The following is a 15,804-nucleotide window of genomic DNA, read 5'->3' as shown; positions in this document are numbered from 1 at the left end:
GCATCATCCTTTAGTTATTTTTTCCTAAGTTTTCTAATTAATTTTTTTAATTTTGGTACCCAAAATTCCCATAGGTTATAATAAAATTTGCTAACCACTAAATCAAACTCACCTATATACTCAACAAAATCACCATTAAATCCCTTTTTAAACCTGTATAAACCATATAGGTGATGATTTGGGTCAAGATTGCCGGAAATCCCCCTAAAATCATATAATGTGCAGCCACAATCCATAGAATATGATATCATATGCCATTGCAATAAGTAATTAGGCATTAGATTTCTATATAAGTTATCACTTGCTCCATATAGATACCATGCTTTTTTCCCATTCAATAATACTATTGCCCCAGAAACAATAATTCCATCTGGATTTTTATCCACCAACTCTGTCATCTCTGGAATTTCTCTTTGCAGTTTATTAATTCTATCTTCGTTAGGTTTTTTTGAGTTTTCTTCTTTTTCCAAGTCACTGATAGCTTTATCTAGTGCTTTCTTAACGTTATATTTAGCCATGAACAACTTCATTTTACCTTGTTTTTCCATAGTACTATACATATCTTTAAAATACTCTAGAGGTCTTGTAATGAAACCATCTCTAGCACCTGTAACTCGCATAATTCTTTCAAATTCTTCTAGGTCATCTATACTACCTTCATATATTTCAATTCCTTTTTTTTCTGCGAGTCTAATATTATATCGTGTTTTATGATGAAAACTTTTGAATAATGTATCTTTATCCTTATCAACATCTAACTTAAATACAAATCTAGGCTGAATCCCTTCAAAATCAAGATTTGTTCCTTTGTGTGCATACCCCATATTTTTCAATGATTCTATAAGCTTAGTGTTATTTATACCATCATCTTTTATGTCTCCATCTATAGTTCTTTCCTTATATATTATACATGGGTCAATTTTCACAAAAATTGCTTTTGTCTTTCTAGCATATTGCTTTAATTCTTTTGTGAATTCTTTAACTAAGTCAATATTTTCATAATCAAGAACATATCCTCTTGGAGCATATAAAATATATCTTGATAATCCAGGTAATTTTCTTCTAAGTAGCATAGCAGATGCTTGCAAATTACCACTACCATCTTCTAAACCAACTAATTCCTTCGTCCACTCTCCAATACACTTTAGGTTTCCCCATTCTATAGATTGTAGAGCATGTCCGTTAGGATGGTTTTCATTAAATAAAGTATAATTTTTTTCATCTATGCGTGTAACAAATTTCATTAACTCTTTACCTCCGAAATGTATGTCCTTTTTATATTCTCTTTTACAAAAATAGGTGAGATTTTTATTTCAACCATAATTTTATCAGAATCATCAATACCTGTAAGATCAACAATAGTATACTGCATATTTGGTCTTCCTAATATTTCCAAAGGTTTTCCTTTATAAAATATTACTGTTTTATTCCTGAATAAATATCTATATATTTCTTTTAGATAATATATAATAACCGAGCCTAATTTGGAACCTACAGGTTTCTTAATTAATCCCATTCCACAATAAAATCCCATTGGAACTATTCCTATAGTTTTATCTTGTTTTGATTTATAACTATTGCCATAACCTATATGTTCTCCTGCTTTAACATTTTTAGAATATATGATTTTGGCTCTAATATCAGCTATTTTTTTGAGTCCTATTCTTTTTTTACTATTACAGGGACCATATAAAGCATTACCTAATCTTACCATATTATAATGAGCTTCTTCATAGTCTATTGTATTTTCGCTATTGCATATATGATAAATCAAGCCATTGTAATGCTGATTAAAGAAAGTTATATATTTATCAAACTTTTCTTTTTGTCCTAATACATAAGACCTATTGTTTTTATATGTTGTTGCAAAATGAGAATATATCCCTTCTAGTATGGCACAAGTAGCTTTTTCACACAGCGACTTAACTTCTTCCAATTGGTCATATTTAATACCAAATCTATTCATTCCTGTTTCTACTTTTAAGTGAAACTTAATTGTCTTTTTATTATTTTCTGTCCAATCTATCAGTTTTTTTAATTGATTCAACGAACAGATACTCATAGTAATATTATTCTCATAAACTATATCAAACTCTTCAGTGGGTCCCATTAGAAAAATAGATTGTTCTAAACCATTTTTTCTAAGTTCAACACCTTCGTCTAATAATCCTACTCCAAAACAATTCACATCACCACTTAATGCTTTTGCAATTTCTACACTTCCATGTCCATAAGCATTACCTTTTACAACTGCCATAATCATAGTGTCACTATTTAATTGTTCTTTTATTTTGGATAGGTTATAATAAAGGTTATGAAGATTAACTTCCAAATAGATATCAGACAATTGTCTTCCTCCTCAAATCATTCTATTAATTTCCCTAAGTTAACATTATAAACAGTTTATGGAATAATATCAAGTTACTATCTTAACTTTCCCACTTCAATATTCTATGCAGGTAAGCTAATTAAAAGGCTTTGCAGAATAAAAATATAGGTATCTCTTCTATCTTTTTATTCTCCAAACCAAACATATACCCCTTAATTTTCCTGCATTAAATTAAAGGTGGGAAAGTTTAGCTATTATTTATTAATCAAAGTAGTTACGGTCAAGAGATCTATATTGAATTGCTTCTGCTAGATGTTTTTCTTCTATGTCATTTTTACCATTTAGATCGGCTATTGTTCTTGCAACTTTTAATATTCTATGATATGCTCTTGCACTCAAATCTAGCTTATGGAAGGCTAACTTCATCATTTCACTAGACTTATCATCTAACTGACAGTATTTTTCAATCTGAGTAGCACTTAACATTGAGTTAAAATATATCTTAGAATCTTTATATCGTTCTTGCTGAATCTCATGGGCTCTCATTACTCGTTTTTTAATATCCTTTGAAGTTTCCATTGTCTTCTTATTATTAAGTTCATTGTAGTTAACATTATTGGCCTCTACATGCAAATCTATTCTATCTAGTAGTGGGCCAGATATTTTATTAAGATATCTTTTTATTTGTAATGGAGTACAGCTACATTTTTCTCTATCTGGATAATATCCGCACGGACAAGGATTAAGAGAAGCTATAAGCATAAAATTAGCTGGATATGTAATTGTTGCACTCACCCTAGAAATTGTTACTTTACCATCTTCTAGAGGTTGTCTCATTACTTCTAATACATTTTTGCTAAACTCAGGTATCTCATCTAAGAACAATACCCCATTATGAGACAAACTTATTTCTCCTGGTCTTGGAATTCTTCCTCCACCTGTCAACGCTGAGTTTGATACCGTATGATGGGGAGCCCTAAATGGTCTCTTAGTAACTAGAGCCTGATCTTTTTTTAACAATCCAGCTACACTATATATCTTAGTTATTTCTATACTTTCTTCAAAAGTCAGATCTGGCAATATGGTAGGTAATCTCTTTGCCATCATAGTTTTGCCAGAGCCAGGAGGACCTATCATTAAAACGTTATGAGCCCCTGCGGCTGCTATTTCTAATGCCCTTCTAACATTTTCTTGACCTTTTATATCACTAAAATCAATTATATTTTCTTCATTATCCCATGATTCATGGAACAACTTTTCTATATTAATTCCCTTTGGTTCTATTTTAATATTGTTATTTAATAATTCAACAACCTCAGATAAGTTTCTAACACCGATAACATCAATACCTTCTACCACTGCACCTTCATCAACATTATCTATAGGCATGATACATCTTTCAAAACCATTCTTATATGCACTATAAACAATTGGAAGTATACCATTTACTTTCTGAACTTCTCCATTAAGAGATAATTCCCCAATGATTAAGGTTTTATCCAATGATTTGGTGTCTATTAACTCCATACATGATAAGATACAGGTAGCTATTGGTAAATCAAATGCAGGTCCTTCCTTTCTTATATCAGCTGGAGCTAAATTCACTGTTATTCTCTTGCAAGGAAAACTAAATCCTGAATTGTTAATAGATGTTCTTACTCTTTCTATAGATTCTTTAACGGCAGAGTCTGGTAATCCGACCAAATCAAGTCTAGGAAAACCGCTTGATATATCTACCTCCACCCCAACAATGTATCCGTCTATGCCCAGCAACGCAGCACTATAAACTCTGTTAAACATGTTGTCCCCCCTTGTCATATGTATATTTGGTTATGCAATAAAATGAAATGTTAAACAATTTAAGAATTTATTATGTCCAACTTATTAAAGCATTAACCTTATTAGTAATTTTTAGTATATAAATAATCTACATAATTATATCATAAAATAATCATATTATTAATAACAAATTAATATTTCAATTAAATATAACTAAACACTAAGTACTACAATCTAAATTGACTATTCTTTTAATTTATAAGCTTTTCCGACACTTCCACCTAACTTATCCCACAGATAATTATGTTCATCAACTGTACAGGAAAAATCTTCATTCTTCCAGTTATATAATATAGTCAAGAGTCTCTTTTTATCAGGATAATCAGATACAAGAACTTCGGTAATTAAGTAGTTTACTCTTTCTTCAGTAATCTCAATCTCACCCCATATTTCATCAGCAACAATTTTAGTGTTGGCCATCATGTGCATTTCCTTCCATACTTCTTTTTCATCTCTAACATATACTTTAGTTAGTTCTGTCGTTTGAATAAGTTCTTGATACTTGGTATCGTCAATCTGTTTAATTTTGTTTGAGCATCCAGTTATAGATATAATTATTAAAATTAATATAAACATCCTATTTATTTTCAAGTCTCTCACCTCTAGCTAGTTGAATATTTTTACATGGTATAATTAGAATAAGTTCCCCTTTTATACTAGCTTTTCCAAACTGAATTAGGATTATTATATTCATACTAAACTAACAAGTGTTATATTATTCCATACATTAAAAGAGACTATACCTCGTCTTCCGTAGGAAGTTTAATCGTTAGGAAAGTTTCCTTGATGGCATATGAAAATGCTTCTGTTTCATATGCTTAATTAGAAGAACTTTCCTATAAAAAACAAAAGAGGCTTCCCACTGGGAAACCTACTTATCATTCAATATTTTTTTCAATTCATCCATAAAAGTATTAATATCTTTGAACTCACGATATATAGATGCAAATCTAACATATGCTACTTCATCTATGGTCTTAAGTTTTTCCATCACCTTTTGACCGATATCTTTACTTTTAACTTCTTTTTTTAATGAATTATACAAACTATTTTCTATTTCATCTACTAATCCTTCAATTTCACTCATTGACACAGAACGTTTATGACAAGATCTAACAACACCATTCATTAATTTATTTCGATTATACGGTTCTCTTGTCTTATCTTTTTTAATAATGACTAAAGGTATTGTTTCTATCTTTTCATAAGTAGTAAATCTTTTGCCACATGCTTCACATTGTCTTCTTCTACGTATTAAATTGTTTTCATCTGATGGTCTTGAGTCAACTACTTTTGTATTATCCTCATTGCAAAAAGGACATCTCATAAGTTATTCTCCCTACTTTCCGCTTATAGCCACTATTTTAGTCATATTATAAGTTATAAGCAGAAAAAGGTCAACCTTTGATTTTAAATACTTATAATTATTTAAAATACTTTTAATAATTAGTATTCTGATTCAACCAATGACTTATCCACATTGATATCAACCAGAATAATATCTTCACCTATTTTTTTTATGCTATCCCAGGGTATTTGATATTCCTTGCCTCTACCAAACATTCCAAATATTTTAGCTGGTCCTGGAACAATTAGTTTAATCAATTTACCTTCCTGTAAATCAACTTCAATATCACTTATAAATCCTAATCTAATACCATCGTTAGAATTTATAACTTCTTTTTGTTTCATATCATATATTCTAACCATACTAATTTCCCCCTAAAAGCTGTCCTTACTTAGATTACTATTTTAAATAATTTACTAGTTAATTTAAGTATCTTTTCATATGTCTTATAGCTGATTTTTCCAGTCTCGATACTTGTGCTTGAGAAATACTTATCTCACTAGCAACTTCCATTTGTGTTTTACCTTCAAAAAATCTAAGCTTCAGTATATTAAACTCTCTTTTAGGGAGTTTTTTCATAGCTTCACCAAGAGCTATTGATCTAACCCATCTTTCCTCTTTATTCTTTTTGTCACTTACTTGATCCATTATATATAAGGAATCGCCCCCATCATTATAAACTGGTTCAAATAGTGACACAGGATCTTGAATAGCATCAAGAGCAAAAACAACATCTTCTTTTTTCATATCTAACTCTTTTGATATTTCCATAATAGTTGGTTCTTTATTATTCTGTCGTAATAACTTTTCTTTTGCTTGTAAAGCTTTATAAGCTGTATCTCTAAGAGACCTACTGACCCTTATACTATTATTATCTCTTAGATACCTTCTTATTTCCCCTATTATCATTGGTACGGCATATGTTGAAAATTTAACATTTTGAGTAATATCAAAGTTATCTATCGCCTTAATAAGTCCTACACAACCAACTTGAAACAAATCATCTACCATTTCCCCTGAATTACTAAATCTCTGGATTACACTTAATACTAACCTCAGATTACCGTGAATATATTCATCACGAGCAGCAAGATCTCCATCAAGTATCCTATTAAATAATTCTTCCTTTTCTTTATTCTTCAATATGGGTAATTTAGATGTATTCACACCACATATTTCAACTTTGTTCAATGCCATACGCTACCTCCAGTAATCATTTTGTCATATATTTTTCCTTATACTAAAATGATTGCCAGTGGTAATATATTTATACCTTTTTTTATTGCATTCTAATAATTTCCTTTTGTAATCTTTTTATAATTTTCTTCTCAAGCCTTGATATATATGATTGTGATATGCCTAACATATCAGCAACTTCTTTTTGAGTTTTTTCTTCGCCATCTGCTTTCAGTCCAAATCTAAGTTCAACAATAACTCTTTCTCTATTAGACAATTTGCTAAGAGCCTTTTTCAATAATTCTTTATCTACTTCTTCTTCAATATTTCTATAAATAACGTCTTCCTCAGTACCTAGTATATCCGATAATAATAGTTCGTTTCCGTCCCAATCTACATTAAGGGGTTCATCAATAGATATCTCTAACTTTGTTTTATTATTTCTTCTTAGATACATAAGGATTTCATTTTCTATACATCTAGAAGCATAGGTTGCTAACTTGATTTTTTTATCAGGTTTGAAAGTATTTATAGATTTTATCAATCCTATGGTACCAATTGAAATTAAATCTTCTACTCCAATACCAGTATTTTCAAATTTCTTAGCTATATATACTACAAGTCTTAGATTATGCTCAATAAGTATAGATTTCACCTTAAAATCGTTCTCACTACCAAGCATAGCAATAATCCTTGATTCTTCTTCATTCCCAAGTGGAGCAGGCAATATCTCACTACCACCAATGTAGTGAATCTCTCCATTATCCCACAAAAATAATTTTCTAAATCTCTCAATAAATTTTATGCTAAAAATATCAAATATGTTTTTACTTTTACATACCAATTCTATTCCCCCTATTATATCTCTTGCTTTATATTAGAATCAAAACAAAAGATAACCAATAATATTCTAATGTACACTAACTAATTCGGGATGTATAAGGACTTGGTAACTGTTATCATTGGAAAGCTTTTTATCATAAACAGCAATCACCACATCTCTATAATCTTTTGTTTCATCACCAAGGTTAATACATATATTATCCGCAACAATTCCTAGTAACATACCATTTTCATTACCAAGTGAAGAAAATGGTATAAGCCTTAATTTCAAATTACTATTTTTACCAAAATCTGTAAAATTAGAAATGTTATATAAATCACTAGAGATACTTAGTAACTTATCATAACAATCTTTTTTTAGTAAATTCTTTAATAGTCCACTTTCTGCAATAAGAACAGGATTTTTTGTTATAGGATCGTATAGATTATTGCCTGTATCCAATAAGCCATTAACCTTAATCTTACAATCGTCAATATTGATTTCAAGTCCAAATAAATTTTTATTAGCCCTAATTGTACTAGACATTACTTTTCTAACGATTCTAAATATGATAATTGCAATTATTCCAAAAATTACAAATAGCCCTACTCTCAAATTCATATTATATGTACCATTTATTACTTTGCTTACAGCAACTCCAATAAATGAATAGTAATATAATGCAAACATTAATCCTCCAAGCATGATTGCGCTCAAATACATAATAATTGTTAATTTTACAAATTCACTTAATCTTATAGGTCTGAATGATATGTATATTAATAATATACTAGTTAACAAGTATCCTACGATAACATTGAAAAAATAACTGTCATAAGGAAGTATGACTATAATACACATCATTAATGCTCCAACCATAGCACCAATAAATAACCTAATCTTCTTGGTATTTTTCTTAGTTAGAATTTTAACTATCCATAGTATAATATAGTCCATTATCAAATTAATAATGAAGACTATGTCAATATAAACTTCTAAATACACGCCCCCCCTCCTTTACAAATTTGTAATAAATCAATGTTTTCTTAGTTTTGCTATATGAATACTATAGTATATTTTATTCACATATTCTTTAAGCTATGCTAATTATAGCATGCTTAATTGGAATAATTTGTCAAAAACTATAAATGAATTCTGTTTTTTTTTTTATATTTTTCAACAATAAAGTTGACAAAAATTAAAGAGGCTACTCCCGAAGGAATAACCTCTCACTTAATAATACTATCTATTTCTTTTTCTTTGTAAAAATGGTGGAATATCTATAGGTTTTTCATCAATATGTATATCTGTCTGAACCTTTTGCTCTGTCTCAGTAGTAGCACTAACCATTTCACTGGTTTTAGAACTAATCTTACTAGGATTATCAGTTTTACCTTCTGTAATAGGTATTTCAAAACCAGTTGCAATTACAGTTACTACCAATTCATCTTCGAGAGAATCATCAATAATCTGACCATAGATTATATTTGAATCATTGCCTGTAGCTTCTTGTATTAATTGAATTGCATCATTAGCCTCGAACATGGACATATTCGAATCACCACTAATGTTAATAAGTATGTGTTTCGCCCCATCAATAGTTGTTTCAAGTAATGGACTTGAAATAGCCATTTGTGCAGCTTCCTCAGATTTATTATCACCTTTAGCTTTTCCAATACCAATATGTGCAATACCTTTATTAGACATTACAGTTTCTACATCAGCAAAGTCAAGGTTAATTATACCTGGTGTATAAATAAGATCCGAAATGCCTTGTACACCTTGTTGTAATATTTCATCAGCTTTCTTGAAAGCATCTTTTACCGTTGTTCTTCTATCAATAATAGATAACAATTTTTGATTAGGTATGACAATTAATGTATCCACTGATTTCTTTAATGCAGTTATTCCTGCATCTGCATTCTTCATTCTAACTCTGCCTTCAAAATCAAAAGGTTTTGTTACAACACCAACTGTAAGAATCCCCATCTCTCTAGAAATGTTAGTTATTACAGGGGCTGCACCAGTACCAGTACCACCGCCCATACCAGCAGTTACAAATACCATATCTGCGCCTTTAATAGCTTCAGATAGTTCTTCTTTGCTCTCTTCAGCAGCTTTCAGACCAACTTCTGGATTAGCTCCAGCTCCTAGTCCTCTAGTGAGTTTTTCACCAATTTGAATTTTAACAGAAGCTTTTGAACACTGTAGAGCTTGTACATCAGTATTAACAGCTATAAACTCAACACCATTTAACCTATCTTCTATCATTCTATTAACAGCGTTATTTCCACCTCCACCTACTCCAATGACAACAATCTTCGCCACACTTGCCTTTTCATTCATCTTAATTTCAAGCAAAGTAGTTCCTCCTAACAAATCTTTCTTAATCTATATGTATTTAAGTGATTTTATTTACATAATCTCTTACACATAATAATATATTTTTTTGGATAATTAATCAATATAAAAATTGATTTTTTTGATTATTTTTTTATGTATTTAATTAAAAATAAAACTATTTTAAGTTTTTACTTATTAAAACCTAGTCATTATTTACTATTATAGGGAGTAAATATAATTTTTCTTTTTTCCGCATCCGTTAAGTCAATTGTTCCTTCTACACCTTTAGGTATTTTTTCCATTAAGCCTTTCAGTAGTTCAAATTTCCTATTAATGTCATTTATGTTGCCCATTGATATAGATATTTTGTCGATTTTTATTATAATTTGTTCTGGATCATTGTAATTAAAATCAATATAGTCTATTTTGAAATCAAATTTTTTCATCTTATGTGAGATTTCTAATATAGCTTTAAAAATGTCTGTATCATCCGCAAACAACTTGTCCCCAATTACAAAATGGTCAAAAGATAGCCCGTGTACAATAGGTATATTAACTTGCAAATCATTTGTATAATCAATTACAGTACCGTTTTTACTAAGACATAGGTATTTACCCATATATGGAATATAGGATATTACACTTTTTTCAGTTACCACAATATCTACATTGTTATAAGAACGGTACTTAATATCTATATTCTCAATATATGGATATTCTTCCAAACAAAGCTCTTTAGAAGCTAATTTATATACAAACAAATTTGTCTTTTCATGAATACCTACAATATTCTTAATCATCTCTTCACTATATAATTTATTTCCTATAACAGTAATGATATTTACATTAATAAGTTGAAAGGCAAAAATAACTAGGATAAATACTAAGCAAATTATTAATAAGACAAATTTACCTGTTTTATTTTTACGCTTTCTAACTTTTTCCATCGAAATAACATTAGACATATTATCACCTTTAATCTGAAGAGTATTTTATATTGGCTCCCAACAAGCTTAAATCTTTTTCCAAATTTTCGTATCCTCTTAAAATATGACTAGCATTATTAACAATAGTTTTACCTTCTGCTCCTAGGCCTGCTAGTACTAATGCCGCACCACCTCTTAAATCTTCTGCAAAAACTTCTGCTCCATTTAATCTGTTAACTCCCTTTAATACTGCTATTCTTCCATCTATAATAATATCAGCACCCATTCTAACTAATTCGGCAACATGTTTATACCTTGATTCAAATATTGTTTCAGCTATAATACTTGTTCCATCAGCTGTAACAAGACAACTCATTAACTGGGCTTGCATATCAGTAGGAAAACCCGGATAAGGTTGTGTTCTTATTAGATCAAGTGATTTTAATCTTTCGGGCGCTTTTATTAATATACTATCTTCAAATTCTTTTATAAAACATCCCATCTCATTAATTTTAGTTATTGTTGAGTTTAGATGTTCTTTACATACGTCTTTTAATAGGACTTCTCCTCCTGCAGCAGCAACTGCACACATGTAAGTACCTGCCACTATTCTATCTGGCATTATCCTATATTCAACTGAATTTAATTTATTAACACCTTTTATGATAATTGTATCTGTTCCAGCCCCTTCTATCTTAGCTCCCATTTTACATAAAAATTCTTGTAATTCTACTATTTCAGGTTCTTTAGCAGCATTATTAATAGTTGTAATTCCTTCTGAGAGTACTGCTGTCAACATTATATTTTCAGTGGCTCCAACACTTGGATAATCAAGACTAACCTTATTGCCGATTATTTCGTTAGTGCTACATTCAATAAACCCATGCCTATCTTTTATATCAACATTCATCTGCTTTAAAGCTTTCAAGTGCAAATCAATTGGACGAGTTCCAATAGAACAACCACCTGGAAAAGATATCTTCACAGTTTTTAATCTTCCAAGAACAGAACCTAATAGGATAATGGAAGATCTCATCATCTGAACATATTTTTCTGGTATTATATGAGTTGTTATATTGGAAGAGTCGATTATTAATACATCTTTATCCCATTTAATTGTACACCCTATTGCAGTTAGTATGTTGAGCATATTATAGACATCTAGTATTTTTGGACAGTTATGAAAATATGTCTTCCCTTCATTCAAAACAGTAGCTGCAAGTAATGGGAGAACTGCATTCTTTGACCCTTGCACTTTTATTTCGCCACTTAGACTGTATCCGCCTTCTATAATATATTTACCCATGTACTGCGACCTCCGCACAAATAGCAATTCTATATAATTCATAGTATTCATTTACTGCTTTTATGTTACTATATAACTTATCCCTTAATCAATTATAGTAACATATAAGGTTAATATAACAATAAATGATTAATCATTGTAACGTGCGGGTTGTTTTATGTATTTCTATCCCGCTTTATTAATCTTTGATTTTCTAGCTATACCAAGTACCATACCTATCTCAACCATAAGAAATAATAATGACGAACCTCCATAACTAATGAATGGTAAAGGCATACCTGTTGCAGGTATTGAATTGGTAACTACTGCGATATTAATTATTACTTGCAATCCAATCTGTGCCATTACACCAACAACTATAAGCAAACTATTAAGATCAGAGCAATTACTAGCTATTACCATACATCTCCATATAAGTAAGATGAACAAAATGATAAGGGCCAAAGCTCCAATTAAACCTAATTCTTCACATACTATTGAAAATATGATATCGTTATGTGCCTCAGGGATAAAACCTCTTTTTTGCATACTTTGACCTAGACCCGTGCCAAATAAACCACCTGTACCTATAGCATATAAGGATTGTATAGTCTGATATCCTTTTCCAAGGGGATCTGTCCAAGGTCCTTCAAGCCATATCTTAACTCTATCTGCTCTATAACCAGCTAGCAATATTCCAAGTCCACCACCTATAGCGCCTGGCAGAGCAGTTATCAACATCAGTTTGTAGACTTTGGGTACTGCTACAAATAAAATAGCCACACCTAATGCAAAAACAACAATAGCTGTACTCATATTGGTTGCACCAACTAACGCTGTTGGAATTCCTATAATAAATAATATGAACATCATTAATCTATATTTATCTAAGTGACTTACCATTTTTGATGCAACATAAGCAATAACAATAATAATCATCAACTTGGCAAACTCAGAAGGCTGGAAATTGACAGGTCCAATAACCAGCCATCTCTTAGCCCCTTTAATTTCTTTACCAACAAGTAATACCAGAACCAAAAAACCTAGAGACATTATGTAAAGTAACAAAGCAAATCTATTAAAAACATGAAAGTCTATTCTTGATACAATCATCATTACAATTATTCCTAGAACACCCCACATAATTTGCTTCTTAAGGTAATGAGTACTATCATTGTACATATCAATACTATAATAATAACTAGAGCTATATATCATAATGATTCCAAAAACAATAAGAATAACCACTATTGCAACAAGAGTAAAATCTGTTTGATTGTTTTTCCTCTTTATAAGCGACCGTTTCTTACTATGTCTCTTGATTGTTTTTTCATGCAACATAACCCCTCCCTATTGGTTATCTAATTCACTAACATATTGCTTAAATAAATTACCTCTTTCTTCAAAGTTTTTAAACATATCCCAACTTGCACATGCAGGTGATAACAAAACATTGTCTCCATTTTCAGCCAAAAAATATGCCTTATCTACTGCTTCTTTTAGGTTATTTACTTGATATATTGATTCAAATCCATTCTCTCTAGCAGCATCTTCAATCTTATATGCTGTTTCACCAAATAGAATTAAACCTTTCACTTTATTATCGAACGCTTGTATCCAGCTATGGTAACTTCCACCTTTATCCATACCACCGCCAATTAGAATTGTATTATTTTTCATTGATTTTATTCCATTAATTGCAGCATCTTCATTAGTTGCCTTTGAATCATTGAAATATTTAACTCCTTTAATAGTGGCTACATATTCAACTCTATGGGCAACTCCTCTAAAATTCTCTATTACTTCACTAATCACATTAGTAGGAACCTGCATGCATGTTGTAATCCCTACTGCTGCCATAATGTTTTCAACATTGTGTTCACCTAGTTTATTTATATCTATGACTCTTTCTTCTGCTCCATGAATATTAGTACATATATAACCATCTTTTAAGTATACTCCCTTAGCATCTATTGGAGATTTACCAAAATATATGACGTTACATGGTATTCTATCAGCTAACCCTCTACATATTTCATTATCATAATTAATAATGCAATAATCGTCTTTTGATTGATTCTCTGAGATTCTAAGTTTTGCGTTAATGTAATTATCATATGTTTTATGTCTATTAAGATGATCTGGAGTTATGTTCAATATTGCACTGACTCTAGGAGCAAAATCGTGTATTGTCTCAAGCTGAAAACTACTTATCTCAGCTACTATTGTTGAATCTTTGTCAGTTTTATTAATTATCTGTGAAAAAGGAATTCCAATATTACCAACAACAAAAGTATTCTTATTATAATTTTCCATTATTTCACCAACAAGAGTTGTTGTAGTTGTTTTTCCATTAGTTCCAGTAATAGCTACTATAGGAGCATCACAGAATCTATATGATAATTCTATTTCACTCCAAACAGGTATACCTAATTCAAAAATCTTCTTCACAAAAGGAAGATCAAGAGGTACACCAGGGCTTATGATTACCAACCAAGTATTATCTAAATTATTATAATCAAATTCTCCAAAAACAAATCTTGGTTCTTTTCCATCAAATAATTTTATACTATCTACCAATTGCTTCTGACTTTTTCCATCATAAACTGTGACATTAGCTTTTTTTTCTAAGCATAATTTTGCTGCACTTATACCACTTAATGCCATTCCAATAACAAGTATATTCTTATCCTTTAATTCCATTCTAGCAGCACTCCTTTATCCTAAAAAAATCCATTAAAAGCTAATAATCCTATTAGACTTAAGATTGCTGTAATTATACAAAAAACCACAACAACCTTTGTCTCATTCCATCCAGATAATTCAAAATGATGATGTATAGGCGCCATTTTAAAGAATCTCTTTTTAGTAAGTTTAAAATAAAATACTTGAATCATAACTGATAAAGCTTCAACAACATATATTAACCCAACTATCAATAAAAATATAGGCATTTTCAAGTATATAGCTGTAGCAGCTACAAATCCACCTAATGCCAGTGAACCTGTATCTCCCATGAATACTTTAGCAGGGTAAGTATTAAATAATAAGAATCCTAGCAAACTACCTACAGCAGCACATGTAATAGGTGTAATCTCGCTTTTTATTCCTATGCTTACTACTGTAAAAAATGTAGCAACCAATACAGTTACACCAGAAGCCAAACCATCTAATCCATCTGTAAGATTAACGCTATTTACTGTACCAATCATAATAATAAATATTAATGGTATATAAGCCCATCCAAGATCAATTGCTAATCCTCCTGTAAAAGGAACATAAACCTCTGTGCCTAGTGAAGCTACATTAAACATGTAATAGCAGTATAATCCAGTTATTATAAATTGAGCTATAATTTTTTGATATGCTTTTAAACCTAGAGAACGTTTCATAACTACTTTAATAAAATCATCTAGAAATCCTATAATACCAAAACTTACTGTTATGAATAGTATAGGTATAATATCAGGATTGCTTCCAACATAAATCAATGATGTCAAAAGTATACCTGCTAGTATAACTACACCACCCATTGTAGGTGTTCCAGCTTTCTTCAAATGAGTTCTTGGTCCGTCATCCCTAACGAATTGACCGAATTTTAGTCTAGCCAAAAATGGGATAACAATTGGACACAGCACCACACTAATAAAAAATGAAATCAGTACTGGTATTATATAGGATGTATTTGTCATAAGTTCCACCTCTTTAAATTTCTCATTCTTTCGTTTTACTTTT

At 30.4% G+C, this 15,804-nt stretch carries 15 protein-coding genes; all 15 read right to left on the bottom strand.

All coding sequences use genetic code 11. From position 1 onward, the window contains the following. Positions 1 to 14: 14 nt before the first annotated feature. Positions 15 to 1,244: a lipid II:glycine glycyltransferase FemX gene (locus tag N4A55_RS12970; RefSeq protein ID WP_293757072.1), complete on the bottom strand. Its 1,230-nt coding sequence runs from the start codon at positions 1,242 to 1,244 to the stop codon at positions 15 to 17. Beyond that, positions 1,244 to 2,347 carry an alanine racemase gene (gene alr / locus N4A55_RS12965; RefSeq protein ID WP_293757070.1) on the bottom strand — a complete coding sequence of 368 codons (1,104 nt, stop codon included), beginning with the start codon at positions 2,345 to 2,347 and terminating at the stop codon, positions 1,244 to 1,246. The genes N4A55_RS12970 and alr overlap by 1 nt, the downstream gene beginning before the upstream one ends. A 243-nt stretch (positions 2,348 to 2,590) precedes the next feature. Further along, the gene (locus tag N4A55_RS12960; protein ID WP_293757068.1) at positions 2,591 to 4,129 is read right to left on the bottom strand and encodes a YifB family Mg chelatase-like AAA ATPase; all 1,539 of its coding nucleotides are present in this window, start codon (positions 4,127 to 4,129) and stop codon (positions 2,591 to 2,593) included. Positions 4,130 to 4,351: 222 nt separating this feature from the next. Then, on the bottom strand, positions 4,352 to 4,759 hold the full coding sequence (locus N4A55_RS12955) for a DUF6241 domain-containing protein (RefSeq protein WP_293757066.1): 408 nt from the start codon (positions 4,757 to 4,759) through the stop codon (positions 4,352 to 4,354). A 280-nt stretch (positions 4,760 to 5,039) separates the two neighbouring features. Continuing rightward, entirely contained in the window at positions 5,040 to 5,495 is a 456-nt protein-coding gene (gene nrdR / locus N4A55_RS12950) for a transcriptional regulator NrdR (protein WP_293757064.1), read from the bottom strand. 119 nt (positions 5,496 to 5,614) lie between these two features. Continuing rightward, positions 5,615 to 5,878: a YlmC/YmxH family sporulation protein gene (locus tag N4A55_RS12945; protein WP_113675232.1), complete on the bottom strand. Its 264-nt coding sequence runs from the start codon at positions 5,876 to 5,878 to the stop codon at positions 5,615 to 5,617. Between the two features lie 58 nt (positions 5,879 to 5,936). Beyond that, positions 5,937 to 6,713 carry an RNA polymerase sporulation sigma factor SigG gene (gene sigG, locus N4A55_RS12940; RefSeq protein ID WP_293757062.1) on the bottom strand — a complete coding sequence of 259 codons (777 nt, stop codon included), beginning with the start codon at positions 6,711 to 6,713 and terminating at the stop codon, positions 5,937 to 5,939. 82 nt (positions 6,714 to 6,795) lie between these two features. Next, a complete protein-coding gene (gene sigE, locus N4A55_RS12935) occupies positions 6,796 to 7,506 on the bottom strand; it encodes an RNA polymerase sporulation sigma factor SigE (RefSeq protein WP_443083836.1) in 711 nt (236 codons plus the stop codon). Positions 7,507 to 7,602: 96 nt separating this feature from the next. Beyond that, a complete protein-coding gene (locus tag N4A55_RS12930; protein ID WP_293757058.1) occupies positions 7,603 to 8,520 on the bottom strand; it encodes a sigma-E processing peptidase SpoIIGA in 918 nt (305 codons plus the stop codon). A gap of 237 nt (positions 8,521 to 8,757) precedes the next feature. Next, on the bottom strand, positions 8,758 to 9,876 hold the full coding sequence (gene ftsZ, locus N4A55_RS12925; RefSeq protein ID WP_293757056.1) for a cell division protein FtsZ: 1,119 nt from the start codon (positions 9,874 to 9,876) through the stop codon (positions 8,758 to 8,760). A gap of 191 nt (positions 9,877 to 10,067) precedes the next feature. Further along, positions 10,068 to 10,823, bottom strand: coding sequence for a cell division protein FtsQ/DivIB (locus N4A55_RS12920; protein WP_293757054.1), 756 nt, complete (start codon positions 10,821 to 10,823; stop codon positions 10,068 to 10,070). A gap of 10 nt (positions 10,824 to 10,833) precedes the next feature. Continuing rightward, positions 10,834 to 12,090 (bottom strand): UDP-N-acetylglucosamine 1-carboxyvinyltransferase, encoded by a 1,257-nt coding sequence (gene murA / locus N4A55_RS12915; protein ID WP_293757052.1) that lies wholly within the window; start codon positions 12,088 to 12,090, stop codon positions 10,834 to 10,836. A gap of 165 nt (positions 12,091 to 12,255) precedes the next feature. Continuing rightward, a complete protein-coding gene (locus N4A55_RS12910) occupies positions 12,256 to 13,410 on the bottom strand; it encodes an FtsW/RodA/SpoVE family cell cycle protein (protein WP_293757050.1) in 1,155 nt (384 codons plus the stop codon). Between the two features lie 9 nt (positions 13,411 to 13,419). Beyond that, positions 13,420 to 14,772, bottom strand: coding sequence for a UDP-N-acetylmuramoyl-L-alanine--D-glutamate ligase (gene murD / locus N4A55_RS12905; protein WP_293757048.1), 1,353 nt, complete (start codon positions 14,770 to 14,772; stop codon positions 13,420 to 13,422). Positions 14,773 to 14,792: 20 nt separating this feature from the next. Continuing rightward, entirely contained in the window at positions 14,793 to 15,761 is a 969-nt protein-coding gene (gene mraY / locus N4A55_RS12900) for a phospho-N-acetylmuramoyl-pentapeptide-transferase (protein ID WP_293757046.1), read from the bottom strand. Positions 15,762 to 15,804 lie beyond the last annotated feature (43 nt).

The organism is Vallitalea sp., assembly GCF_025211055.1.
Taxonomy (GTDB): domain Bacteria; phylum Bacillota; class Clostridia; order Lachnospirales; family Vallitaleaceae; genus Vallitalea.
The sequence above is the reverse complement of the archived record's forward strand: the minus strand, read 5'-3'. Positions and strand labels throughout refer to the sequence as shown.